The following is a 24,978-nucleotide window of genomic DNA, read 5'->3' on the forward strand; positions in this document are numbered from 1 at the left end:
CAGCTGACCAACTGTTCAAGATGTTTGGTTTCACTACTGAAAACGTAGTAAACACAGCAAAAGAATTGCTAGCGTAATCAACGCACTCTTCTAAGTGGAAGCCCTGCTCAAATGAGCAGGGCTTTTTTATTTCTCTTCAAATCGTTTGGCTAGTTGATAGAACTCACTGACCTGCCCTTTAAGCTGAAGTGCGTTTTCCTTGACGGAATGCGTTGCTGCGAGGTTCTGCTTTGCGGTAGAAGCAATCGACCATCGATTCCTTAACCGGCATAGCCAATCGCAGGCACCTTTACGATACCGCAAATACCTACATCGAGCTGGAACAGTATCATTACATCGCTGTCGTTATTGTCGATATAGACCACTTCAAGCTTTACAATGACACCTATGGTCATATCGAAGGCGATCGCGCCCTCGTTGAAGTGGCAAAGTGTCTGAGCGCGGTCGAGACACCCTATCAACATCTTGTTGCCCGCTACGGTGGCGAAGAGTTTTGCATCATCATGGCAAATGACATGCCCATCGATCTTGAGCCCTATGTAAGTCAATTAGTCGTTTCGGTTAATGCACTAAACATACCGCACCATACCTCGGCAACAGCAGAGTTCATCACCATCAGTGTTGGTGCTACAACCGCCCATATTGATCATTACGACGAACTTTTAGCGATGATTCAAGCCGCAGATCGCGCCCTGTATCGGGTCAAGGAAACGGGACGAAACCATTATAGAATCGAGCCTAAACATGACACATCTCCCGTTTAGCGCTTTACTATGGGCAATTTCTCCTTACAATTGTCGCAAGTTTGAATTTCAAGGTTAATCCTATGTCTATCCAATGGTTTCCTGGGCACATGCACAAAGCCCGTAAAGAGATCGAAGAAGCAATTCCTCAAGTTGACGTCATCATCGAAGTGTTGGACGCTCGTATCCCTTTTAGTAGCGAGAACCCGATGATCTCCGAGCTCCGTGGCGACAAGCCGGTCGTTAAGGTTCTCAACAAACGTGACTTGGCAGATCCTGAGTTAACTCAGTTGTGGATTGACCATTTTGAGAAAGAAAACAACGTTAAGGCGATGGCCATCACCACCAGCAATACTCAAGAAGTCACAAAGATCCTTGAGCTATGTCGTAAGCTCGCACCTCATAGAGAAGAGATTGGCAAAAACATTCGCACCATGATCATGGGTATTCCGAATGTGGGTAAGTCAACCATCATTAACACGCTTGCGGGGCGTGCAGTTGCCGTTACAGGCAATCAACCAGCCGTGACTCGCCGCCAACAAAGGATCAATCTGCAAAACGGCATCGTTCTCTCTGATACACCGGGAATTCTATGGCCAAAAGTTGAGAATCCACATAGCGGTTTCCGCCTTGCCGCCACCGGCGCAGTTAAGGATACGGCGATGGAATATGATGAAGTTGCCTTCTATACGGTGGAATACTTAGCTAAGGCCTACCCTGAACGTCTTAAAGAGCGCTACCAAATCGAAGAACTTCCGGACAGTGACATTGAACTGATGGAAGAGATCGGTCGCCGCCGAGGAGCATTACGTGCTGGCGGGCGAGTTGACCTACATAAATGTTCAGAAATCTTGCTTCACGAACTGCGTAACGGCACGTTAGGGCAAATCACCCTAGAATTGCCTGAGATGATTACACAAGAGCTTATCGAAGTTGAAATCGAAGCGGCACATAAAGCAGAAATGAAAGCGAAGAAAAAAGAAGAACGTCGCAAACGGTATCTGAAAAACAAGCGCTAAGCGATTGTTATAGGGCAGCTTCTCCGCTGCCCTTTTTGTACTCCACCACCCGAGATTTCTGTTATATTATAACAAAAACCACACAGGAACATGATTGATGAAAATTCCTACCAACATCATTACAGGCTTTCTAGGCACTGGTAAAACAACAGCTATTCTCTCCCTGCTTAAAGAAAAGCCACAAAACGAGCAGTGGGCCGTTTTGGTCAACGAGTTTGGTGAAATAGGTATCGATGGTGCCATGATGACAGATCAAGGTGCGTTAATTAAAGAAGTTCCTGGTGGATGTATGTGCTGTGCTGCTGGGGTACCAATGTCTGTCGCGATAACCGCGCTACTGCGCACGAAACCCGATCGTTTAATTGTCGAGCCTACGGGTTTAGGCCATGCTCACAAGGTGCTGGCAACGTTAACATCTGCTCAATTCGCTGACTATATCGATCTGCGTGCAACAATAGGCTTAGTAGACCCGCGCAACTTATCGAACCCCAAATATACCGAGAACAGCAACTTTACCGATCAACTGGCCATTTCGGACATTATCATCGGTAACAAAGTTGACCAGTGCCATGTGAGCGATATTGATACCTTTAATGACTGGGTCACCGATCAAAATCCACCTAAAATCTACAGTCAGCTAGTCAAACAAGGACGCTTTCCTATTGAGCTACTTGATAGTCAACGTCGCAACAATGCTCCATCTTCTGAGCTAGCGCAGCATCATCATGAACACGCAGAGCAAGAACCTCAGTTTGCGTTGGCTCCCGATCAGCTCTACGTGCGTAAGGAAAACAAAGGTCAGGGCTATTTCAGCTGTGGCTGGCTATTTGGCGCGGAAGTTATTTTTGATTTTGATTTATTATTTTCGATGCTTTCTGATCTCACAGCGGAACGCGTGAAAGGGGTATTAAATACCACGAACGGTTGCTACGCATTCAACGTAAGTAATGGCGTTGTGTCCGTTAATGAAATGTCACTACAAGGCTTTGAGAGCCGCATCGAGGTGATCGACAGCCAACTACTCCCTTGGGACCAGCTAGAGTCCGTCTTGAAAAGAATTGCCAACCTTGAGCAGTAGGCCTCATTAAACGACAAAAGGCGCACCATAAGTGCGCCCTATCCCTCGTTACTCAATCGTGAGTTTGCGAATCAGGAAGTCATAAGTTGCGACCTGATCAATGACGAGGCTTTCAAATATTTCGTTGAATCCATCCAAATTGTAGGTAAGGCGACAATTTCCTCCATGCGGGTCGGTTCAGATTGCCTTACACTTAAACTATGGTTCAAATCCCCAGTTTTGCAAGCTTCAGCAAGGCATTTATACGTCACTATTGTGAACTCGCTTCAGTATTTATTCATTTTCCATCCGTTCGCCTGTTGTCTTTTTATCAATTATGAAAATCAATATTTCAATCTTGTCGCTATAGTTAGTCTAAGATCGGCGTATAATTCGCACTATACTCCATCTATCCTCAAATTACGGAGCCCTCACGTCCATGACCAAAAGAGAAAAATTGAAGCATTCCTTCCTTGCAAAAGTTCCTAAGGATGCAATTAATCAATTTCTCTCCAAGGACAAGACTCCGATTTCCGTGTTGTTTCTTTCACTCCTAGTTGGAGTGCTAGCTGGGCTCGTTGGCACCTATTTCGAAATTGCAGTTCACTTCGTATCAGAAACCCGTACAGAGTGGCTAAAAAGCGAGATTGGCAGCCTACTTCCATTGTGGTTAGCGGCATTTATCATTAGCGCGTCACTCGCTTTCATCGGCTATTTTTTAGTTCATCGATTCGCTCCAGAGGCTGCCGGTTCTGGTATTCCTGAAATCGAGGGCGCGATGGATGGAATTCGCCCTGTACGCTGGTGGCGAGTGATCCCAGTAAAGTTCTTTGGTGGCATGGGTGCATTAGGCTCTGGTATGGTGCTGGGACGCGAAGGCCCAACGGTGCAAATGGGTGGAGCGATAGGTCGTATGGTGACCGACATTTTTAAAGTCGACAATGACGACACCAAACACTCTTTGCTGGCATCAGGTGCGGCCGGCGGCCTAGCGGCTGCTTTTAACGCGCCTCTTGCGGGGATTATGTTCGTTGTTGAAGAGATGCGTCCGCAGTTTCGTTACTCGCTAATCTCTATTCGAGCGGTGATTATTTCCGCCATTTCCGCCAACATTGTGTTCCGCTATATCAATGGTCAAGATGCAGTCATCACCATGCCCCAATATCAAGCGCCAGATCTCGCGACCTTGTGGCTCTTTCTCCTTCTTGGTGCCCTGTTTGGCATGTTTGGGGTTGTGTTTAACCAACTGGTGACTTTGTCACAGGATCTGTTCGTTAAACTGCATAGAAATGACCGTAAACGTTACTTGATCACAGGCTCACTTATTGGTGGTTGCTTTGGCATTATGCTGCTTTACTTCCCTGAAGTGACGGGGGGTGGTATAAGCCTTATTCCCAATATTACTAATGGCGGCTACAGCGCGTCGATACTATTGCTGATGTTCGTCGCACGTATCGCTACAACCATGATCTGTTTTGGTTCAGGGGCACCAGGTGGCATTTTTGCGCCAATGCTGGCACTTGGGACGCTGTTTGGATACGCTTTCGGTCTCATTGCACAAGGACTATTTCCAGAGTTACCGATTACACCCGGTATGTTTGCAATCGCGGGTATGGGAGCCCTATTTGCTGCGACGGTTCGGGCTCCTATCACCGGCATTTTGTTGGTAATAGAAATGACCAACAACTACTACCTAATCCTGCCATTAATCATCACCAGCTTGGGGGCCGTTATTTTTGCTCAAATGCTAGGTGGACAACCGATCTACAGCCAACTGCTGCATCGAACTCTTAAAAATGAGAAGTTAAGACAGAAAGATCTCCCGACAAATGCGCAATGAGATTTGCCTCGCAACCGTTTGGCTTGCTATTATCGCCGCAGATTAAAGCAAGGCAAAGGAGTGTCTCAGTCAAAAGATAGCTTTGCTTATCACGCCGATTTAGCAGCATATAGGATGAATCTTTTTGAACTGGCGACGTTTTACTCAATTCCAGAGTGTCCCTCCGTCTCAAGCCGCTTTGGCTCTCGGTATGATCGGTCTTGGTCATGCTTGGGCACTCTACATTCCAGAAATCGGTGAGCTAATACGCCCTTACCTTGCAGGTTTTGGGGCACTATTGCTTTTTCCGGTTTTGGTAAAATATCTCACCAGTTACTCCACTTTTATTAATGACATTCGTCACCCGTTGAGTGGCAGTCTTATGGCTCCAATGAGCATGGCACTGTTGATTTTGTGTGATTATCTCGCCCTTATTTCGCCGGTGATCGCTTACCCAATTTGGTTTGTAGCCCTACTATTGCATCTGACAATGATGACCTTGTTCTTCACTTTTCAGTTGTTGAACTTCAAGATGTCCAACATCGTACCAAGCTGGTTTCTCTATCCAGTTGGCCTTATCAGTAGTTCGTTAGCTGGCACTCAATTTGGTCACAACGTTTTTTCTGAATCACTGGTTATGGTTTGCATCGGCATTTACTTCTTTATGCTGCCGTTGATTCTCTATCGTCTCGTTTTTGAAGGAATGTTGCCTAAGCGTGCCAAACCAACACTTGCCATAATGGCGGCACCCATCAACCTTACATTAGCGTCTTACCTAGTTAACTTTCCTCATCCAGATCCGATTTTGACAGGTGCACTGGCGGGAATCGCTATTACTATGACGCTACTGATTTATCTCTGTTACATACGCTTGATGCGTCTCAAGTTTCAGCCTTCCATCGCAGCAGTCACCTTCCCTTCCGTGATTAGTGCGATTGCTATGCACCGTCTCACCTCTTTCTTTGGTGAAAACTATCCTCACTGGTACTGGTTACATCGATTTGGTCTATTTGAACTTTCCGTCGCCACCGGATTGGTGGTCTGGGTAACGGTTGGTTATTTCAAAATGTATTGGCCGGAAATCTTGTCTGACAATAGATAGATTTTTCAAAATAACACACAATGGACGGTATTATTTTATCGCCCTAAGATGGCTAAAGCCTATATAGGAAGAGCAGCTATAAATATAGGCAATATTTATCTCTGTAGCCAACACTACAAATATTAAATACCGCACTCGCATAACTTCATCATTTGATACATATATCCTTTGTCAGCTGGCGTTGTCTCGCAATAAAAAGGATATTCAAAAATGAATACATTACACAACCAATCGGCCTTGCCACAATTTATTCACGACAAGCTTAATCATCATATTGAAGATCTTATCAATCAAAATGATAATTCGCGGCATCTTGTTCTCGGTTTAACACCTAAACAAGATGATATTGTTCTTCAGAGCAATGATTATCTTGACCTTGCTAATCATGATCTGATTGTTAAACAACATATCAATGCGATAGCAAGTTGCCAAACCAGCCCGTTAATGTCTGGAATATTCCTACAGAGCGAAGAGCGTAAACCGAGTCTTGAGCATCAGTTAGCGAGCTTCACTGGGTTTCAATCGTGTTTACTTTCTCAATCTGGTTGGGAAGCGAACATCGCTCTACTGCAAACAATTTGTCACCAACACACAAAGGTTTACGTCGACTTTTTTGCTCATATGTCATTATGGGAGGGAGCAAGAATTGCTGGGTGCGATGTCCACCCATTTATGCACAACAACGTCCGTCATCTTGAAAAACTACTTAAACGGCATGGCGCAGGTGTTGTTGTCATTGATTCGATATACAGCACTATCGGTACCATTGCCCCAATCAGCGATATGATATCCATCGCTAAGGAATATGGCTGTGCGATTGTTGTCGATGAGTCTCACTCGCTTGGTCTTTTTGGCGCACAAGGAGCCGGTCTACTTCACCAACTTGGTCTTACTCATTTGGTTGATTTTATGACCGCAAGTCTCGCCAAAACATTCGCTTATCGTGCTGGTGCTATATGGTGTAATAATCAGGCAAATCAGTGTATCCCATTCGTTGCTTACCCTGCTATTTTTAGCTCTGCACTTTTACCCTACGAAGTTGAACGGCTTGATATGACCTTACAAGTTATAAAAGCGAGTGATGAGCGACGTCGTCGATTAGAGGAGATCAGTCATTATTTAAAGCATGAACTGGTTAAAAAGAACATTACCATTCGTAGCCATTCTCAAATTATTTCACTTGAAACTGGTGACGAACGAAATACAGAAAAAGTGCGCAATTTTTTAGAACATCATGGTCTATTTGGTGCCGTATTTTGTCGGCCGGCAACAGCAAGAAATAAAAACTTGATTAGATTCTCTCTAAACAGTTCTCTTAGCGAAAAGCAACTCGATAAAATTATTTACGTATGCTCCAAAGCAGCTGAGCAATCAGACATGTATATTCTTTAATCTTCAGGCCCTTTATAGGGCCTGAATTAAATCCAATTGGCAATCTTATCGAGAAGTTTATCTGTTGCCGCCGGTTTAATAATGTAGTCATTCATACCCGCCTCGTGAATTTGAGCAATGACGCTTTCACTCGAATTACCGGTATGCGCCAATATCGGAATGGAAGCATAGCGCTGCTGCGAAGCGCGGATAGCACTGGTCGTTTGCAGTCCATTCAATTGCGGCATTTCGAGATCCATGATGATTAAATCGACATCTTTTTGCTGCAGTTCATCAAGTACCTGCTGGCCATTACTCGCTTGGAGAACAGTGAAGCCCTGCTGCTCGAGTAATACCGATGTATAAAATCGTAGCGACTGGTTATCATCGGCCACAACAATGGTTTTGCCACAATCAAACGATTTTCGTGGCAAGACGTTTCTGTTCGGCTCTATGTCCTCGAAGAATAGCTCATCAATAATGTTACTTGCACTAAGCATCATCCTATGTTTTTCAATAGGATAAACGACTAAGTGACGCTCAATATCATTATGATACTGACTATTTTGATCATATAAGAAGACTATCCGTCCTTCTGTAAAATGCAGCTTACTCTCCAACTCTATCAAAGAGAGTGGTTTATCAACCGCACTGTCCAAGTCGACTAGGATCAAATCGAATTCGAACTCGTACTCTTCTTTTTTACTCGCTGCATCTAAGTCCAGTATTTTAAGCCGGAAATCTTTGTAGAACGCCTCTTGGTTAATTTGTCGCATCAATGCATTTTGCTGACCAATATATAGCACCGATTTTGACTTCATCAGATCCTGTTTGATTTGCTTAACTTCAGAGGAATCATACTTAGGGAACATCAAGGTGAATTCAGTCCACTCTCCAAGTTTAGAGCAGCATGACACATTGCCACCAAGCGCTTTCATCACTTTGCGGCAAAATGGTAGGCCTAATCCATAGCTGCCTGTTTTGCCAAAGGTATAGAAGTCGTTGAAAATATGCTCAATAACTTGGGGAGCGATGCCCACTCCGTTATCGGTAAAGGTCAGTTCGTTGTGCCATTCATAACTTCTAAGTTCGATAACGATTTCAAACTGGTTGTTGTTTTGATAATAGAACGCGTTTTTCAACAAGTTGTACAATGCGTATTTTATTAATGCATCACTACCAAAAAATTCAAAATCGATGCCTTCAGCTAACACTACCGCTTTCTTATCTTTTAGACTCTTGTAGGCAAAGCTGTCTAACGCATTTTCAGTGATTGCTCTTATCGAGTGCTTTTTAAATGTCGTGCGTGAAACGCGATTCTCATCAATCGAGGTAAGCAACAAGTCGATGGTCTCATTCCCGGTTCTAATCACTTCGTCGGCATCGCTAATCACATCGCGTGCTAGCGCCAACTCCTGTGAAGACAACTTGTAACCTGATTGACGGCTTATGCTCTCATCGGGCAGCAGGGAATTAAGTACATCAAGAGAGGCTTTCAGTGCACTAAGCGGATTACGCATCTCATGAGCCATTCCTGCACCGAAAGACTTCGCCAGTGACACTTTACTTTCATGTTCCACCTGATTCCTGAAATAAAACAGGTTTCCGAACACATAGGTAAAAAGGAATATTGGCATATATGCCCATACGACTTCTTGCTGTACGTATTCGGTATCTAAGCCGTACGCGGTAAGATAGGCAAGCACGATAGCAACTGTCGCCTGTACCAGCATCAAGCTCGTTTGGTGAACAAGCAGCACGTGAAGGAAAATAGACGCCATGAATGACATTGCCCAAACTGTCGACCAATGATTCATGAACATCATGTAGCTAAAAAAGTAGGGCAAACATATCCCTATGGCAAAAAAATAGTAATGCGGTAGATAGCGTTCAAGGTACTTAGGGACATAATTGCGTAGCGCTAAAACTGCAAACAATGCTGAACACGCCAATCGCATTGACAATGATTCGTATGGTTGTGGGAACAAGTAGCTCCATACATAATAGTATGTCGGAAAGCCAAGCAAGCCCATCCAACCAACTAACGTTAGATTGGGTTCTGCATATTGGTAAACTTTACGAACCGATTCCGATATCGAGACCATTGTTAACCTTAACGTCACCTAACCACACAATAAGACAAAAGTTTATAATTGTTCTACCTAACTAATTCTTAGCACACATAACGACAGCGAACCAATTAACGCTGCAACAGATCTGGCGTTATGTGACCACGAGTCTGATTGTGCTGCCGACACGACTTGCATGCACATCAATTCTTTGCGCTATCTGCTCTTTTAACTCACTGACGTGAGAGATTAGACCAATCATTCGCCCTGCTTGCTGTAAATCAACCAGAGTCTGAATAGCCAGATCCAATGACTCTGGATCTAGGCTGCCAAAACCTTCATCGATAAACAACGTATCAAGACGAATACCACCACTGTATGACTGAACGACATCTGATAGCCCAAGAGCCAACGCCAACGCTGCCATAAAAGATTCACCACCAGATAAAGTCGCCACATCACGGCTTTTTCCGGTATAGCCATCCTCTACACTCAAATCGAGTCCTCGCCCTGCCGAACCTTTAAAGCCATCCATCTTTCGCACTAGGTGGTAACGACCTTTACTCATGATGCTTAATCGCTGTGACGCTTGAATCAACACATCATCAAGCAATACACCTAGCACAAAGCGGTGTAAGCTTACTCGGCTGCCTGTTTTACCGCTGGCGACATCGTAAAGTGTTCCGTAAACTCGGTATTCAGCTTCCAGTTGTCTATTTTTTTCATGCAGAATCGCAATGTCTTGCTGTACTTTTTCGACCCTTTGAAACAAAGAACGGACGGCGTCTAACGCTGCTCTCACCTGCTGATACTCTTGCTCAACCTGTGATAATTGAGACTTTTTGCTATCTAAATCAGGCTTCTCACAGTTCGTCAGGTGTTGTTCTAAGTCAGCGACGGTTTGTTGCAACTTAACCGTTGTTTCTTGATACTCATTCGCCGTCTTTTGCCACAATACGATTTGCGGCTCTTCTGTTCGACTTTGCAAAAAGATGTGTTCAGATTCGAAGCCCGAACGCTCTAGCTCTGAATTCCATATCTGTTCGCACTGATCGCGTTTTTGCTGCGCGTCATTACATAGCTGGTTATTGGTTGCCAACTGGCTTTGTAGGTTTGTCACTTGTAAAGTGATCTGCTCGTTCGTCTGTTTGGCTCTTTCTAACGCCTGCTTAAGCTGTTCGATAGTCGCTTGATTACTTGCATACTGCTGTTCCACTGCCTCTACAGAGGGGTAATTGGCATCGATCGCCGATGCAACTTTGTCAAGCTGCTGTTGTTGTACCTTGAGGGCTGATTCGTTTGCCGCGATTTCCGCTTTGAGTTGGTTGATTTTCTCATCACCGTTGGTACAACGCTGATTGAGTTCAACCACATCCTGTTCCATCTTCGCTAAATCAATGGTCGATAACGCCTCGACTCTCTGCCTGATCTGAACTAATTGATCCTCTAACTGAACAACATCTGCTGTGACATTATCTTGTAACTGACTCGCCGCTTCATTTAACTGTCGTTGTTGCAGTTCTAGCGTATTGTTATGCTGGCTGTACGCGTTATTGACAAGGTTGAACTGCTCTAACGCATGGCGCTCTTGCTGTCGTGCACTCTGAACTTGTTCCTTGGTGACGCTTTCGCTGCTTAATTTGGCGGGTTGAGGATGCTGGCAACTACCACAGACTGGGCAAGGCTGATCCTGTTCCAGTTTCTGCGCAAGAATCGATGCCTGTGCGTTGTGCCACCCTAGCTCCAATTGGTCGGCATAGTTCCGCCTTTCCTCAAAGGTAGTTTTTGCTGCCGCCAGTGATTTTTCGTGCTCACCTGACAAACCGAGTAGGCGATCGAGTTCAATCTTGATCGCATGGTATTTCTTCAAGTCTGTTAACAGATGCTGGTGGCTCAACATCTTGTTTTCTAGCGTTGCCTTCTCACTGATGTCCTGACGAGCCTGTTGCAAAGAGTTAGCAGCGATATCGGATTCTTTAACCAACTTATCTTTCAGTCCGAGGTATTGGACCTGCTTTCTTGCTAACTCGTCACGCATTGCGATGAGTGAACTCACTTGCTGCTCTAACAGCTGCTTTTCTGCAAGTTTTATCTTTGCTTGTTCAAGCTGAAATTGGCATTCATTCAGTTTGGTAATCTGATCGGCGTTTGTTTGTGCTAGCTCTAGCTCCATTTGGCTTTTGCTATGAGCCAGTCGGGCATCTTCTATCTGTCCGTTTAACGTGGCAATACTGCTCGCGAAATCGTCGATCTGTTTCTTAATGGACGCAAGATTTGCATATGGCACCTCAAGCTTAGTGGCAATGTGAGCTGCGTGAAGCTTAGTGTTAATCTCTTCTATCTGATTACTATTGGCACGGTGATTCGCCAACGCGTTACGACTAATTTCCAGCTTGATGAATTGATCATGAATCGCCTGAGCTCGAAGGAGTTCACTTTTGACGAGGTTAAGCTTTTCATGCGCGCTATGTTCTAGGGCTTTCGCAGATTCTAGCTCAGCCTCCAAGGCTAGCTCACGTGCTGCCAACTCTTGCTCGGTAGTGACTTCGGCGACCTGTAAAGCGCCGCGAATTTGGTTATCAAATTCATCTTTCGCTTTACTAATAGCACTCGCTTTGTCTTTAAGGGCAAATTCAATCTTCTTATAGACATCTGTTTGAAACAGTTGCCCAAAGATTGCCTCACGATCTTTCGAACTGGCGAGCAGCAATTCACGAAACTTACCCTGAGGTAACACCATCACTTGGCGAAACTGAGTTTCATTTAGCCCGAGTAAGCTTGTTATCTCTGCTTTTACTTGTACCGTCTTACTGGTAATCAGTTGCTCACCATGGGTGATCTCATAAAGCGACGCGGTATGTTTGCGGGTTGTCGTTCCTTCTCCGCGCGCTTTAGGTGCTTCTTGCTCTGGCGAGCGAGTAACGCGGTAATGACGATCATTTAGTGTAAACTCCAACGTAATTTCCGTCGGCAGTTCCTCTTTGGCTTGGTCACAACGCATCTGGATACCCTGACGCTCGTTACCCGTTGTTTCTCCATACAAAGCGAAACAGATAGCGTCGAGAATCGATGTCTTACCCGAGCCCGTAGGACCGTTGATAAGAAACAGAGGGTTACTTCCTAACTTAGTAAAATCGACAATTTCGCGCTCAGCAAAAGGCCCGAATGCTTGCATGGTAAGTTGAGTCGGTTTCATCGTATACCCTTAGTGCTGGTTTAACTGTTTGACGATATCTGTGATCGCTTGATCTTGCTCTGGTGTCAGTTCGCTATCCTGAGCTTCAATGAAGAAATCTCGAAACATATCCACCTCGCTTCGAGCAAGTTTGGCTGCGGCCATTTGCTGCTCAACACCGATCAACATCCCCGGTTTCTCTAAATGCAGCACGTTGGGATACACGGCTCTTAATTTTTCCATAGGGTTGAGAATGGCGTGCTTGTCCATTAAACGAACCAGCAGATAGTCGTTAGACTGCGGATCGGTTTTCGCTCCAGATATGATGGCATCAAGCTCGCCTTCGATGATTCTCATTTGATGAGGCGCAACAAGATCAATATGGGTTGCTGACTTGAAACCATTGATATCGAACTCCACCAATGTCATGCCTTTTTTCTGATGTTGCTCAGAGAAGCTGTACTTCATTAAAGAGCCGGAATAGCGGATAAACTCTTCGCCCTTGTACTGAGGCTGATGGAGATGGCCTAGTGCCACATAGTCAAAATCGACAAAATGCTGATGGCTGACCCGATCAGAACCACCGATAGATAGTGGGCGTTCTGACTCAGACTCAATGGCACCATCAACAAAACAGTGACTGATTAGAATGTTCTTAGAACTTGGCTGGACGCGCTGCTTAATCTGCTCACAAAGTAGTGCGTGCGCCTGATCGTAAGTCGATACCGCCTGACCGAAATGGTGACGAACCTGTTCAGGATCACTGTAAGGCATGCCATAAAATGACACACGACCAATGTCAGTCTCTAATTCAACAGGTTGCAACATATCCTTAAAGCTCGACAGAATGTGTAAACCCGAGCTTTTCATCTGTTCAGCGCCAAATCCTAGTCGCTCTGCGCCATCATGGTTTCCCGAGATCATAATGATAGGAAGCTGCAATTCTCCACACACTTTTGTCACAAATTGATTGAGCACTTCAATAGCTGCCGTCGGTGGTACGGAACGATCGTAAATATCTCCCGCGATGACCAAGGCATCAACAGAATGAGTCTCGATATACTCAATAATTTGCTGAAGTACGACTTTTTGATCGTCTAAAAGTGAGACGTTGTGAAACTGGCGGCCAAGATGCCAATCAGAGGTGTGGAGGAATTTCATACAAGCCCAGCGTTGTTCTTATCGTTAGGCCAATATAATAATATTAATGCTAGTGAAAGTCGCACCTTAAGTGCGACTTTTGCTGATATATAAGGGAGTTAAGCGCGCTTTTTACAATGCTCGATAGCATTGCTCAGCAGCTCAAGTGCGCTCTGATTACATTCAGGTAGTGCCGCGTTACTTTCTCCTACAGGGGTTACCCGGTCACCCCACCGAATATGGCAAGCGCCCCAAGTGAGGCCCGCACCAAATGCAGCCAATAGTAGGTTATCTCCTGGCTTAACGAAGCCTTGTTCTAGGGATTCACATAACGCGATGGGTACCGTCGCCGCTGACGTATTGCCATAGTTGTGAATATTAACGAACGCTTTATCTTGGCTGATTGCAGAGAGATCACATAAGGTTTGGATAATGCGAATGTTTGCCTGATGCGGGATGACCACATCAATGTCGTCAGTGGATAAACCACTACGCGCCAATACGTTTTGCGCTGCGGCACCCATACCTTTTACAGCTCGTTTAAAGATCTCTTTACCTACAAAGTTGAAATCCCAATAGCCATTGTCGGCAGCAAAACGATCCATTGATGTGCCAAATTTAGGAACAGAAAGAATGTCACGTCCAGCGGAGTCACAGCCTAGTTGTGCCTGCTGCAAGCCCACTTGCTCTTCTGTACGAGTTAACACAACTGCGCCCGCGCCATCACCAAACAGCACGGCAGTATCACGCATTGTCCAGTCAATAAAGAATGACAAACGTTCAGCACCAACCACTATCGCATTTTGATAATTACCCGCCTGCATCAGACGTGTTGCTGTTTCTAAACCATAGACAAATCCCGTACACGCAGCATTAAGATCAAACGCAGTTGCGGCTTTAATGCCAAGATTCTGAGCGACTTTAGAGGCAATATTCGGAATGAGTGAGTCTGGTGAACAGGTGGCAATAATAATGAGGTCAATCTCATCAGCACTTTTACCCGCGCAAGCCAACGCATGCTTTGCGGCAACGGTGGCCATGTCAGAGGTGTTGACGTGACTGATGCGGCGGTTTTCAATACCAGTTCTGGTTCTAATCCATTCATCTGATGTATCAAGAAAAGTGCTTAAATCCGCATTAGAGAGCGTAGCTGGTGGTAGGCATTTCCCCCAACCAGTAATTTCTGCATAGAAATTTTTCATTCAGGGCCTTTGAATTTGTTATTTGTATCACTCGATTGTTTCAGAGTATAACTATCGATGACATTGACTGTCATCTTATAGAAAAAATAACGAGAGAAAAACTATGTCTACCTTTAATACTCGATGCCCATCTTGCTCAGGTATCAATCGGGTGCCGACCGAACGTATTGCCGAATCTCCAGTTTGTGGGAAATGCCAAACACCCCTACTCGATGGGGCACCTATTGAAGGAACCGATTTAAACTTCACTGCAATTTTAAACAGTGACGTACCCGTGGTGGTCGATTTTTGGGCACCATGGTGTAACCCATGTGTCGGATTTGCTCCCGTATTTGCAGACGAAGCCAGTGAGCGAGCAAATAATGTTCGATTTGTAAAAGTCGATACTGAAAGCCAGCCAAACCTCGCAGCAATGTATCAAATTAGAAGCATTCCAACCGTAATGGTGTTTAAAAACGGCAAAAGAGTCGACATGGTGAATGGCGCCTTACCCAAGAGTCAGTTTAATCAATGGCTTAGCCAAGCCATTTTAAAATAACCAACCATCAAAACCCTCAATTACAGCGGTTAAAAATGCATATTTTGGCCGCTTTTCTTTGCAATTATTCAGCCCCATTATTGATAATGGTTTTTTATCGTCAAGATTAAAACCTTTCGCTTTACCTTCGCCAACTTTAGTCCGATAGTCGCGCCAAATCCTGTTCATATTTAATCCGTACTTTGAGGCCACGACATTGGAAAATACCCTAGCCCCTGCTCCTAAAGCTCGCATTTCAGTGCCTGTCATTGCGCTTGCTCTATATGCAGTCGCTTCAGGCTATTTAATGAGCCTAATTCCTTTAATGTTGCCTGAATATGGACTCGAAGGTTCTCTAGCAAGTTGGTTGGCAAGCGTGTTCTACGCTGGCCTACTGATCGGCGCTATTGGTGTTGAACCTTTAGTCAAGAAAGTCGGTCATCGCTCAGCGTTCGTTTGGTGCTTAGTGGCATTTATCATCACCATCATGATGCTGCCTTTGTTACCCAACGCCACCGCGTGGATCATCGCCCGTTTTGTCGCTGGTATGGCCGTTGCGGGCGTATTTGTCATCGTCGAGTCGTGGCTGCTACATGGTGATGAAAAAGCCCGTGCTAAACGTCTTGGGTTGTACATGGCATCATTGTATGGCGGTAGTGCGCTAGGACAACTTGGCATTGGCGTCATTGGCATTTCCGGCGGTGTCCCTTTTATCACCATAGTGACATTGCTCATTGTCGCCGTAGTGGTATTGCTATTCGGTGAAAGTGACCAGCCAGAAAGCGCGCACAGTACTCCGTTATCTCTAAAACAGATTGGAAAACTGAATCACGCTGCGATCATTGGTTGTGCGGTATCCGGACTGACCCTTGGTGCCATCTATGGTCTTATGCCTATCGAATTGCAGACTCGCGGTATTCAAAATAGTGATATTGGTGGCCTGATGGCGATCATTATCCTTGGCGGAATGGCAGTTCAACCTATCGTGCCATGGCTATCTAAATTCTTAGGTCGCACGTTGTTGATGGCGCTGTTTTGCATGTTAGGTGTGGCAGCAATTACATTCACAACCATGGTTGATGGCCTGCAAGCTTTAGGCGCTGGCTTGTTTTTATTAGGTATGGCTACATTCGCACTCTACCCTGTCGCAATCAACTTAGGCTGCGACAAGTTAGAGGCGAACTACATAGTGTCTGCAACTCAAGTTATGCTCTTTAGCTATAGCATTGGCTCTGTTGCAGGTCCTGTTGCCGCTGACTGGTTTATGGCTGGTACACAAGGCTTAATGGGCTACTTATTCGCGACTCTATTGGCAACGTGTTTGTATATGTTGATTGCCAGTATCCGTACAAAACGTCAAGCAGTCGCTGGCGAATAACCACCGCAAAAAGGACACGAGTTGTGTCCTTTTCTTTATCTATTGAGTCTCTGAAATCGATTGGAAGCATTAGGCTCAGGCTTGTCAGGTACCGCTTTGCGTTCGTGAAGTAGGTAACGAATTGATAGCAATGGATGAGGCAACAACATTCTTGGCCCTGCATATCGCATCACAAGTTTCATCTGTTGCTTCGGTTCAGGTTTGTAGCAATGAATCGGACATCGATTACAAGTAGGTTTCGCCTCACCATACGGGCAACGATCTAACTTAGTTTCGGCGTAATCACGCAGTGCCTGACACTCCACACAGAGTACCCCGTTTGTCTTGTGATGATCACGACAGTAAATGGCGATCATGGCACAAACTGTTTTGAACTCGGTAAGCAACTCGCCCTGTAAAATGCTCGATATGGCCATGTTTATGCTCTGGTCAGGTTCATTTGATACAAAAGTAAATCTACCGTATCACTTATTGGCTCTTGAACTTTGACATAGGTAAAGCCTAGTTTAGTTAATAAAGCTCGGCTTCCAACGTTGTCGCTCGTTGTGATCGCCACCAGCTCATCTATGTTTGACCTCTGTTTGGCGTAATTAATCACTGCCTGACCTGCTTCATAGCCAAATCCTTGCCCATACGTTGAAGGCAAGAAACCATAGCCAATGTCATATGCAGCCAATTCAGGCCTTTTGATTAAACCGCATACGCCAAGCTTCTCGTGACTATCGAGTCGCTCTACCAGCAAAAGACAAACACCATGCTGTTGATGCATGGCTAGAATCTTCTCTTCGATATACTTCACTGCATCTGCTTGCGAGCGTATCTGCTTATCACCAATAAATTGAAGGAAATCAGGTGTGTTGTACAACTGCTCAATAAAATGAGCATCGCTTTGTTCAACCATTCTCAACCTTAGTCGCTCAGTGATCAGTGAATGCATAAATTTTGTTTCCTATAATGTTACTTAGGTGTGAGCTTAACATCGCCAAGTTACGTAAAACATCTATCAATGTCGATTGTTGTTAGGTATTAACGGGAGATGAGAACTGATGCGTATTTTCCTTCTACTCGCTGCCCTGCTGTTCGGTCCCATGGCTTGGGGCTATCCTGCTTATAGCCACCCAATGCCTCACCGTAGTCTGATCTATTTTGCTCCGACTAACGACTCTCACGTCAAACAATTTGTTCTGGAAAGCTTAATCAACGAATGTGAGCTAGAAGAGCGAGACTTGGTCACGCTTGTCGTTACCGCGGATGGCTTTACCTCTCCAGCATGGATGAAAGAGGAGTTTGACCTACCAGCGTTATTTGACGCTTACAAGGTTAAGCCTGATTCACATACCATAATATTGCTCGGCAAAGACGGTGGAGAGAAACGTCGCTGGGACAAAAAAACGGACTGGGAACTCGTCAAGCACATTATCGACCTGATGCCAATGCGGCAGCGTGAAATGGCGACTAAAATGAGCCCGTGTTCCGCTTAGTTAATAACTGCGCTTTATTGCCACCACTGAAAAGGTATGCCAATGCTTGAGCTTGCCTAGTGATGTCGGAGCTTGTTCGTCACGCTCATAAAACCGTACGACTTCAAAATTGGTGAACAGTTTGCGAATATTCTCCTCACTAAACGCGGTCGTTACACTTCGATAATTGTTTGCCCAGCTGTCCTTTAATCCCATGAAATCGCCGGCAAAGACACCGCCTAACTCTAAACAAGACTCGATACGACGCCAGATTTCGTCAAAGTAGTCAGGATCAGCGAAAAACAGACTTGAATTTGCGAGAACAACACCCGCACGCGGATAGTCATAGTTTTCGAAGGAAGACTGGGTTAATTCGATCAACGGATTTGACGCAAATCTATCATTACAAATGGCTAATGAGTCCGGATTAATGTCAAAGCCATATACTTGGTAACCCTGTTGGTACAGATACTCCATATCACTACCCGTTCCGCATCCACAATCAATCGCAACTTTAGTAACAGATTGGTTTAATCTGGCCACCCATTCGGTTCTTTGAGAATGAGGACGAGCCAAGGCTTTTTGGTAATACTCTTGCCAGATTTTCTTATTCTCATCCATGTTTCTACAACCAAACAAATACTCGATGAGGCTTATAGTGCCGTGAGTTCTGTTTTCTCGCAATGGTAAGATGGTTTTGAATGGGTGTTTTAAGTGGATACAAAAAAACCAGCCCTTGGCTGGTTAATATATGAAATGGAGGCGCGTCCCGGAGTCGAACCGAGGTCCACGGATTTGCAATCCGCTGCATAGCCACTCTGCCAACGCGCCTCAAATTTTCAGATGGTGCCCCGGGCCGGACTTGAACCGGCACAGCGCGAACGCCGAGGGATTTTAAATCCCTTGTGTCTACCAATTTCACCACCAGGGCAACGCAATTTGCGATGGTACACCATCATCCGAACGAGCATGCCATTCGAACGAGGTGTACTTTAATCGATTGTTCGCCAAGGTCAATATAATTAAGACTTAATTGAGTTTGAATGCCGAAAAATTCAGCTTAGTGGTTACAAAACAACACAAACAGCTAAGAATCAGACAGTTCCCTGTCCAGCAGTACGTTCAACAATTAATCGACGCAGTATGCAAATGTTAATTTTTCATAAAATAATTTTGACCGTCTAAGGGACGATGGCGATGGCTCTGTCCTTGAAGATGACGTTCTCGATATTGACCAGCGTATTTTTGCCCGTGACATTAGAAAAACTTGTATTCCCCGTAATGAGACGGGGGCAACTGTGACAAGTCACATACTTTGGTCGCTTCAACCACTTCCATCACACTCTCCTTAAAACGGCGAAAGCCTCTCTCACTAACGGAGAGAGGCTTCGCTGCCTGTGACGTTGTTATCTCTATTTTGGCCGCCGTTTACGGAGGCTAATATTGTAGAGCAAATAGAGTGCCAGACACTTTCACCTAGCAAATTCAACAACTTAAACCAACACCAACAGAATTATCGCACTAGATGTGTGCAACAGCGTTCGATTCGGTGCGAAGCGAAGCAACACTTGGCGCTGTTGTCTGATTTTCACCTTCACTTATCCCACCATAGATATTCACCAGACAGATGAGTTATAGTGGCTCAAGGCTGATTAGTCGCTATAGCAGGGAAGGTGATGGACGACTATAAACAACAAATTGAACAGCTCAAGCATGAGAATGAAGCGTTAAAACGTGCCAACCAGCGTTTGCAAGAAAAGCTCAACGTTGCACTCGATGGCAACGGGCTTTGCCTATGGGAACAGCATGTACCATCAGGAAGGTTGACCATTTTTAACATGGAATGGGGAAAGATGCTCGGCTACCAACCCAATGAACTCACCGCCACGGTAGAGACATGGAAAAGTAAGCTGCACCCAGACGATTATGATTTGGCTGTTGGCGCTTTTGAAGACCATATTGCAGGTAAAACCGACCTTTATCAGGTCATTCATCGTATGACCCATAAAGATGGCACCGACAGTTGGGTTTCCGATCGTGGCAGAATTGTTGAGTACGCAGAAGATGGTTCGCCGCTGCGTATGATGGGCACTCATATCGATATCACCCAAGAAAAACGCTATGAAATTCAGCTCGCCAAACTCGCCAATAGCGACCCTTTGACTGGTGTGTTGAATCGTATCGCCATTGAGGATGCTTTTGATCACCAACTCACGTTCAATCAACATAAAACCAGCGCACTGATCTTTATCGATATCGATAACTTTAAAAACGTTAATGACCAATCCGGCCACCAAGCGGGCGACAGGTTATTGATTGAAATTGCTGAAGGTGTGACCCGTCACATGCCTAAAAACGCTAAAATCGGCCGTCTTGGTGGCGATGAATTTGTCATTCTTTGTGGTAACTCCACCCGCGACCAGATCACACACCTTTGTGATTCACTGTTGGTCAATGTGATGCCATCGATCAATACCAACAACAGTGCCGAGATTGGTCTAAGTATAGGAGCTTGCCTATATGCAGGAAGTCACCATCAATTCGCTGATATCTATCAACGCGCTGATCAGGCCATGTATGAGATTAAGAAAAACGGCAAAAATGGTTTCGCACTGGTTGAGTTAGACGACTCAAATAAACCATTGGCAGAAGTGTAAAAACAGCAGATACAAAAAAACCAGCAACAAGCTGGTTTTTTTTATTCGAATGGAGGCGCGTCCCGGAGTCGAACCGAGGTCCACGGATTTGCAATCCGCTGCATAGCCACTCTGCCAACGCGCCTCAAATTTTCAGATGGTGCCCCGGGCCGGACTTGAACCGGCACAGCGCGAACGCCGAGGGATTTTAAATCCCTTGTGTCTACCAATTCCACCACCAGGGCACACAAATCTAAATTTGTGATGGAGACACCATCTATGATATCGATGTAAAAACCGCTACCAAAATAATCTGGAGCGACACACGAGGTTCGAACTCGTGACCTCAACCTTGGCAAGGTTGCGCTCTACCAACTGAGCTAGTGTCGCAAATGGAGGCGCGTCCCGGAGTCGAACCGAGGTCCACGGATTTGCAATCCGCTGCATAGCCACTCTGCCAACGCGCCTTTTTTTTCAACGCTTTAGGTTACCCACCGCGGCGTTCGCTGCATACTTTACGGATTGAGCGATGAGAGTCAAATAAAAATATCACATTTTATTTTGATTGCTGAGTTTTGAAGCAATATGGCGCTTGTTTGATCTATACGTTCACTGATTGTACTTACACAATCGCTAGCTACCGAGTGAAAGCTGTTGCAACTTAGGCAACTTTTTCACGACGAGCTGATAAGAACGCTCACACAAGTCTTCAATCATACCGTCTTCCACATCTCCCGGATAATAAACCGTAACCCAATGACGTTTGTTGGTATGATAACCAGGTGTGATGTCACTGAACTGGCTCGTCAACACCTCACCATCTTCAGGCACCACTTTGACTGTCACATACTCCCTTCCTTCCCTTTCCGCCAATATGGCAAACATCTTACCTTTAACTTTGTACACAAGCGCTTGAGGGCCGAATGGATAGTCCGCTTCTGCACCGACGAATCCATCTAGAAACTGGGCAAGTTGAGTATTGTTCATCGTATTACTCCCAAAAACAAAAAAGGAGCCTGACGCTCCTTATTTGGCTAAGACTTAGCGACTAATGCATTGCCTGAAAATTCAATCCCTTGCCATCCGTATTGAATAAAATTACGAATGTTGGCGTGATCTTCACCTTGAGGATTACCCAAAACATCATCACGGTAATATTGACCAAAGCACGCAAGCGTTGCCGCAGCTTGCAGTTGATTTAACTGAGCAAATGCAAAGATCTTACAAGACCCATTGTTTTGATCGGCTTGATTGTGGGTATTGCCGTTAGTGAATGCCGTTGGGGTAAAGCTGTAGTTCGCATCAATAACGGCCATCGTCTCTTCAAACTGAACGCTTTCAGGTGCCTGAGCAAGTTTGTCTAGAAAAGAATTAAGTTCCATATCAGTGTGTACTCCTTTGATTTCGGAACACTTTATAATATGGAGTGAGAGAATGAAAGACACACGCACTCACAAAGGGTCGACCTTACATCCGAATCCCCCCATCCACTTCAATGACTCTTGCGTTGACATAATCGTTTTCGAAGATGAACTTCACCGTATGAGCAATCTCTGATGTTTTGCCCATGCGTCCAGCAGGAATCATCGCTTCAAGCCGCGCTATTGCCTCGGGCTTCATCTGCGCAGCCATTGGGGTTTCAATAACGCCTGGCGCTATCGCAACGGCACGTATCCCATAACGCGCTAACTCTTTACCCCACGTTGTCGCGAGTGTCGCGACGGCAGCCTTAGACGCCGCATAGTTGGTTTGTCCGATATTTCCTGCCCGAGCGACACTCGATATATTGATGATCACGCCCTGACTATCCGTTTCTATCATGCGGAGTGCCGCTTCCCGTCCACACAAAAACGTTCCCGTGAGGTTAACATCAATGACAGCATTAAATTGCTCCAATGACATCTTACTTACCACGCCGTCTTTCACTTTGACCAGCAATCCATCTCGCAGAATGCCTGCGTTATTAATTAAGCCATTCAATTGCCCAAAATCAGTGACAATGTCACTAAAAGCGTGTTCAACTTGCGCTTCATCGGTTACATCAACACGGTAAGTCAGTGCTTTTACGCCCAACATATGGCACTGGTCTTGGGTACTTTTCAACGCCTGTGGATTAACATCTATCAGAGCCAGTTCAGCGCCAGCGTGGGCGAGCGTAATCGCCATCATCTGACCTAGCCCCTGTCCTGCTCCGGTAATTGCAATGACACTCTCTCTTAACTCCATGGCTTAGTCCTTCGTATCGTGGTTAGGATTTCGATTGATAGAATTCAAACAAGCTAGAAAAATCGAGTAGCTCATTACCCTTTGCATTATGAAGAGCATAAAGGTTCCGCGCTAAAGCTCCCATAGGCACCGAAGATTGGCTTTTTGCAGCCGCCTCGATGCCGAGACCAAGATCTTTGAGCATAAGTTTACTCATAAAACCAGGCTGATAACTGTTTGAAGCGGGTGACGTTGCCATAACATCGGGACATGGGTTGTAGAGCTCTAACGCCCAATTGCGTCCTGAGCTTTGTAGCATGATATTGGATAACACCTTTGGATCTAAGCCGTTATCCATCCCTAAGGTCAGCGCTTCGCACGTTCCTGACATCAAAATACCCAGCATCAGGTTATTGCAGATTTTGCCCATTTGACCGCTACCCACAGAGCCAGCGTGAAAGATGTTTTTACCCATGTGTTTCAGCACTTTCTCAGCATGTTCAAATGCCACATCACTTCCGCCAACAATAAAAGTCAAAGTCCCTGCTGCTGCGCCAGCAACACCCCCTGACACAGGGGCATCAACGAATTCGATTCCTTGTTTTTGTGCAGCTAGGCCAACAACGCGCGCCGACTCCGGATCAATGGTCGACGAATCAATCAGTAAAGTGCCCGAAGTAACATGAGCCAATAAACCTTCATTGTTTTCCGCACCGAGATACACTGCCCTGACATGCTCACCTGCTGGCAGCATAGTGATCACCACATCTACATTGGTAACCACATCTTTTAGTGAATGACACAGTGTTGCCCCCGCCTCAACCAGTGGGTGCGTCAACGCTTCCACCAAATCAAACACCTGAAGATGGCAACCTGCGTTGATCAGGTTTTGAGCCATTGGCGCACCCATGTTACCAAGTCCAATAAACGCTATCCTTGTCATGGTTTTCTCCTTTAGTAATGACCCAACTGTGCCAATGGGTGTGCCTCTTCACTCCATAATGAAGTAAACATTTGATCAATTGCAGCGGTATCGACAGCGGCCACGTTGGGGAATCGCCACTTGGGTTGACCATCCTTGTCGACGAGTCGCGCTCGTACCCCTTCCTGAAATTCCCCCATCAACGCACTTCGTACCGAGAGAATCAATTCCAGACGAAAGCAATCCGCTAGTGAGAGTTGGTCAAACTCGGTCATCTGTCGATAACAGAGATGGATAGTAATCGGGCTGCCAGAAACCAGATTGGCTTTCGCTGTCTCTAACCATGCATGATTACCCTTTAAGGCAAGAATATTGTCGGTAACTTGCAGTGCACTGTCGCCATCGCACGCCTGTTGTATCTGATGAAAATAAGGCATGATCTGTAAGTCAGGTTTATAAGTGCTGCTTTCTGCCTCGAAACTTTCAAGTATTTCGGTTACGACCTCATAGGCATCATCTACACACTCCCAGTCGGCGACTTGCAGTTGTTCGAGTAGCACTGATTTATGCTGAGAAAGTGCGATATGATCGGCCAGATGAAGCTCCAACCCATCCGCTGAGTTGACCATGATGCCTGTCATACCAAGAAACATTCCGATGCCTCGATCCAGTCGATTCAGGAACCAAGTTCCTCCTACATCAGGGTAAAGACCTATCGTGACCTCCGGCATCGCCAAGCGAGATTCTGGGGTAACGACCTTGTGGCTTGAGCCCATATACAAGCCCATACCGCCCCCCATGACAATACCCTGACCCCAAGCAATAATCGGTTTGCAATAGGTATGGATCAGATAGTCACATTGATATTCAACGCTGAAAAATTGGCTGCAAAACTCTTGAACTTGCTGTGGCGTTTTGTCACGCATAACCTCATGCATGGTACGAACATCGCCCCCTGCACAAAATGCTTTTTCTCCACTGCCGTCAAGCAATACGCACACGACCTGATCATCTTCGTGCCAACGCTCTAACTGCTCTTTAAGTACAACCAACATCTCATAGGTGAGCGCATTGAGTGATGATGCGTTATCTAATGTCGCTACGCCTACCTTGTGGTTGTTATCGCTACAGGTTAATTCAGTGAAGTGAACTGTGTCCTTCAT

The 24,978-nt window shown here is 45.5% G+C and carries 23 protein-coding genes and 6 tRNA genes; 10 read left to right on the plus strand and 19 right to left on the minus strand.

Annotated features, from left to right (window positions below):
- Window positions 1–269 precede the first annotated feature (269 nt).
- The 6 genes from ACQEXR_RS14710 (at window position 270) to cqsA (ending at window position 7,132) form a co-directional block, all read left to right on the plus strand.
- Window positions 270–764 (plus strand): GGDEF domain-containing protein, encoded by a 495-nt coding sequence (locus tag ACQEXR_RS14710; RefSeq protein ID WP_427020657.1) that lies wholly within the window; start codon window positions 270–272, stop codon window positions 762–764.
- A 62-nt stretch (window positions 765–826) separates the two neighbouring features.
- Window positions 827–1,762, plus strand: coding sequence for a ribosome biogenesis GTPase YlqF (ylqF, locus tag ACQEXR_RS14715; RefSeq protein WP_138970686.1), 936 nt, complete (start codon window positions 827–829; stop codon window positions 1,760–1,762).
- 97 nt (window positions 1,763–1,859) lie between these two features.
- Window positions 1,860–2,840: a GTP-binding protein gene (locus tag ACQEXR_RS14720; RefSeq protein WP_331418392.1), complete on the plus strand. Its 981-nt coding sequence runs from the start codon at window positions 1,860–1,862 to the stop codon at window positions 2,838–2,840.
- Window positions 2,841–3,258: 418 nt separating this feature from the next.
- Window positions 3,259–4,659, plus strand: coding sequence for a H(+)/Cl(-) exchange transporter ClcA (gene clcA, locus ACQEXR_RS14725; RefSeq protein WP_427020638.1), 1,401 nt, complete (start codon window positions 3,259–3,261; stop codon window positions 4,657–4,659).
- Between the two features lie 124 nt (window positions 4,660–4,783).
- Window positions 4,784–5,740, plus strand: coding sequence for a TDT family transporter (locus tag ACQEXR_RS14730; RefSeq protein WP_331428523.1), 957 nt, complete (start codon window positions 4,784–4,786; stop codon window positions 5,738–5,740).
- Window positions 5,741–5,950: 210 nt separating this feature from the next.
- A complete protein-coding gene (cqsA, locus tag ACQEXR_RS14735; protein ID WP_331418389.1) occupies window positions 5,951–7,132 on the plus strand; it encodes an alpha-hydroxyketone-type quorum-sensing autoinducer synthase in 1,182 nt (393 codons plus the stop codon).
- Between the two features lie 26 nt (window positions 7,133–7,158).
- On the opposite strand, the gene ACQEXR_RS14740 is transcribed toward cqsA, so the two are convergent.
- The 4 genes from ACQEXR_RS14740 to ACQEXR_RS14755 form a co-directional block, all read right to left on the minus strand.
- Entirely contained in the window at window positions 7,159–9,216 is a 2,058-nt protein-coding gene (locus tag ACQEXR_RS14740; RefSeq protein ID WP_331428261.1) for a hybrid sensor histidine kinase/response regulator, read from the minus strand.
- A gap of 118 nt (window positions 9,217–9,334) precedes the next feature.
- Window positions 9,335–12,376 carry an SMC family ATPase gene (locus ACQEXR_RS14745; protein ID WP_331428260.1) on the minus strand — a complete coding sequence of 1,014 codons (3,042 nt, stop codon included), beginning with the start codon at window positions 12,374–12,376 and terminating at the stop codon, window positions 9,335–9,337.
- 9 nt (window positions 12,377–12,385) lie between these two features.
- Window positions 12,386–13,516: an exonuclease SbcCD subunit D gene (locus tag ACQEXR_RS14750; protein WP_331428259.1), complete on the minus strand. Its 1,131-nt coding sequence runs from the start codon at window positions 13,514–13,516 to the stop codon at window positions 12,386–12,388.
- A 98-nt stretch (window positions 13,517–13,614) separates the two neighbouring features.
- Complete coding sequence (locus ACQEXR_RS14755) at window positions 13,615–14,697, minus strand: ketoacyl-ACP synthase III (RefSeq protein ID WP_331428258.1); 1,083 nt, start codon at window positions 14,695–14,697, stop codon at window positions 13,615–13,617.
- Window positions 14,698–14,800: 103 nt separating this feature from the next.
- Between ACQEXR_RS14755 and trxC the strand changes: the two genes are divergently transcribed.
- Entirely contained in the window at window positions 14,801–15,235 is a 435-nt protein-coding gene (gene trxC / locus ACQEXR_RS14760) for a thioredoxin TrxC (RefSeq protein WP_331418384.1), read from the plus strand.
- Here the strand turns inward: trxC and ACQEXR_RS14765 are convergent.
- Entirely contained in the window at window positions 15,227–15,484 is a 258-nt protein-coding gene (locus ACQEXR_RS14765; protein ID WP_426953083.1) for a hypothetical protein, read from the minus strand. The two genes, trxC and ACQEXR_RS14765, sit on opposite strands and share 9 nt — an antisense overlap.
- On the opposite strand from ACQEXR_RS14765, the gene ACQEXR_RS14770 reads away from it, so the two are divergent.
- Window positions 15,432–16,592, plus strand: a complete 1,161-nt coding sequence (locus tag ACQEXR_RS14770; protein ID WP_427020639.1) for an MFS transporter — start codon at window positions 15,432–15,434, stop codon at window positions 16,590–16,592. The genes ACQEXR_RS14765 and ACQEXR_RS14770 overlap by 53 nt on opposite strands.
- A 35-nt stretch (window positions 16,593–16,627) precedes the next feature.
- Here the strand turns inward: ACQEXR_RS14770 and ACQEXR_RS14775 are convergent, their stop codons facing one another.
- Both ACQEXR_RS14775 and ACQEXR_RS14780 read right to left on the minus strand, forming a co-directional pair.
- Entirely contained in the window at window positions 16,628–17,008 is a 381-nt protein-coding gene (locus ACQEXR_RS14775; protein ID WP_427020640.1) for a nitrous oxide-stimulated promoter family protein, read from the minus strand.
- Between the two features lie 2 nt (window positions 17,009–17,010).
- The gene (locus ACQEXR_RS14780; RefSeq protein WP_427020641.1) at window positions 17,011–17,529 is read right to left on the minus strand and encodes a GNAT family N-acetyltransferase; all 519 of its coding nucleotides are present in this window, start codon (window positions 17,527–17,529) and stop codon (window positions 17,011–17,013) included.
- Between the two features lie 109 nt (window positions 17,530–17,638).
- Here ACQEXR_RS14780 and ACQEXR_RS14785 point away from each other — a divergent pair, with 109 nt between their 5' ends.
- On the plus strand, window positions 17,639–18,073 hold the full coding sequence (locus ACQEXR_RS14785; RefSeq protein ID WP_427020642.1) for a DUF4174 domain-containing protein: 435 nt from the start codon (window positions 17,639–17,641) through the stop codon (window positions 18,071–18,073).
- On the opposite strand, the gene ACQEXR_RS14790 is transcribed toward ACQEXR_RS14785, so the two are convergent.
- The 3 genes from ACQEXR_RS14790 to ACQEXR_RS14800 form a co-directional block, all read right to left on the minus strand.
- Complete coding sequence (locus tag ACQEXR_RS14790; RefSeq protein ID WP_427020643.1) at window positions 18,074–18,673, minus strand: class I SAM-dependent methyltransferase; 600 nt, start codon at window positions 18,671–18,673, stop codon at window positions 18,074–18,076.
- A gap of 136 nt (window positions 18,674–18,809) precedes the next feature.
- A tRNA-Cys gene (locus ACQEXR_RS14795) sits at window positions 18,810–18,883 on the minus strand.
- A gap of 13 nt (window positions 18,884–18,896) precedes the next feature.
- Window positions 18,897–18,983, minus strand: a tRNA-Leu gene (locus tag ACQEXR_RS14800).
- A 745-nt stretch (window positions 18,984–19,728) separates the two neighbouring features.
- Between ACQEXR_RS14800 and ACQEXR_RS14805 the strand changes: the two genes are divergently transcribed.
- Window positions 19,729–20,709 (plus strand): diguanylate cyclase domain-containing protein, encoded by a 981-nt coding sequence (locus ACQEXR_RS14805; RefSeq protein ID WP_427020644.1) that lies wholly within the window; start codon window positions 19,729–19,731, stop codon window positions 20,707–20,709.
- Window positions 20,710–20,759: 50 nt separating this feature from the next.
- Here ACQEXR_RS14805 and ACQEXR_RS14810 read toward each other — a convergent pair.
- The 9 genes from ACQEXR_RS14810 to ACQEXR_RS14850 form a co-directional block, all read right to left on the minus strand.
- Window positions 20,760–20,833: transfer RNA gene (locus ACQEXR_RS14810), tRNA-Cys, on the minus strand.
- 13 nt (window positions 20,834–20,846) lie between these two features.
- Window positions 20,847–20,933 (minus strand) — tRNA-Leu (locus tag ACQEXR_RS14815).
- Window positions 20,934–21,002: 69 nt separating this feature from the next.
- Window positions 21,003–21,078: transfer RNA gene (locus ACQEXR_RS14820), tRNA-Gly, on the minus strand.
- 3 nt (window positions 21,079–21,081) lie between these two features.
- Window positions 21,082–21,155 (minus strand) — tRNA-Cys (locus tag ACQEXR_RS14825).
- A 166-nt stretch (window positions 21,156–21,321) separates the two neighbouring features.
- Entirely contained in the window at window positions 21,322–21,675 is a 354-nt protein-coding gene (locus ACQEXR_RS14830; protein WP_138971716.1) for an MmcQ/YjbR family DNA-binding protein, read from the minus strand.
- A gap of 47 nt (window positions 21,676–21,722) precedes the next feature.
- The gene (locus ACQEXR_RS14835) at window positions 21,723–22,070 is read right to left on the minus strand and encodes a HopJ type III effector protein (protein WP_427020645.1); all 348 of its coding nucleotides are present in this window, start codon (window positions 22,068–22,070) and stop codon (window positions 21,723–21,725) included.
- A gap of 85 nt (window positions 22,071–22,155) precedes the next feature.
- On the minus strand, window positions 22,156–22,914 hold the full coding sequence (locus tag ACQEXR_RS14840; RefSeq protein WP_331418492.1) for an SDR family oxidoreductase: 759 nt from the start codon (window positions 22,912–22,914) through the stop codon (window positions 22,156–22,158).
- A 22-nt stretch (window positions 22,915–22,936) separates the two neighbouring features.
- Window positions 22,937–23,836 (minus strand): 3-hydroxyisobutyrate dehydrogenase, encoded by a 900-nt coding sequence (mmsB, locus tag ACQEXR_RS14845; protein ID WP_427020646.1) that lies wholly within the window; start codon window positions 23,834–23,836, stop codon window positions 22,937–22,939.
- 11 nt (window positions 23,837–23,847) lie between these two features.
- Window positions 23,848–24,978: an enoyl-CoA hydratase/isomerase family protein gene (locus tag ACQEXR_RS14850; protein ID WP_427020647.1), complete on the minus strand. Its 1,131-nt coding sequence runs from the start codon at window positions 24,976–24,978 to the stop codon at window positions 23,848–23,850.

The sequence above is a fragment of the Vibrio sp. TRT 2004 genome, assembly GCF_050113735.1.
In the GTDB taxonomy this organism is placed as follows: Bacteria; Pseudomonadota; Gammaproteobacteria; order Enterobacterales; family Vibrionaceae; genus Vibrio.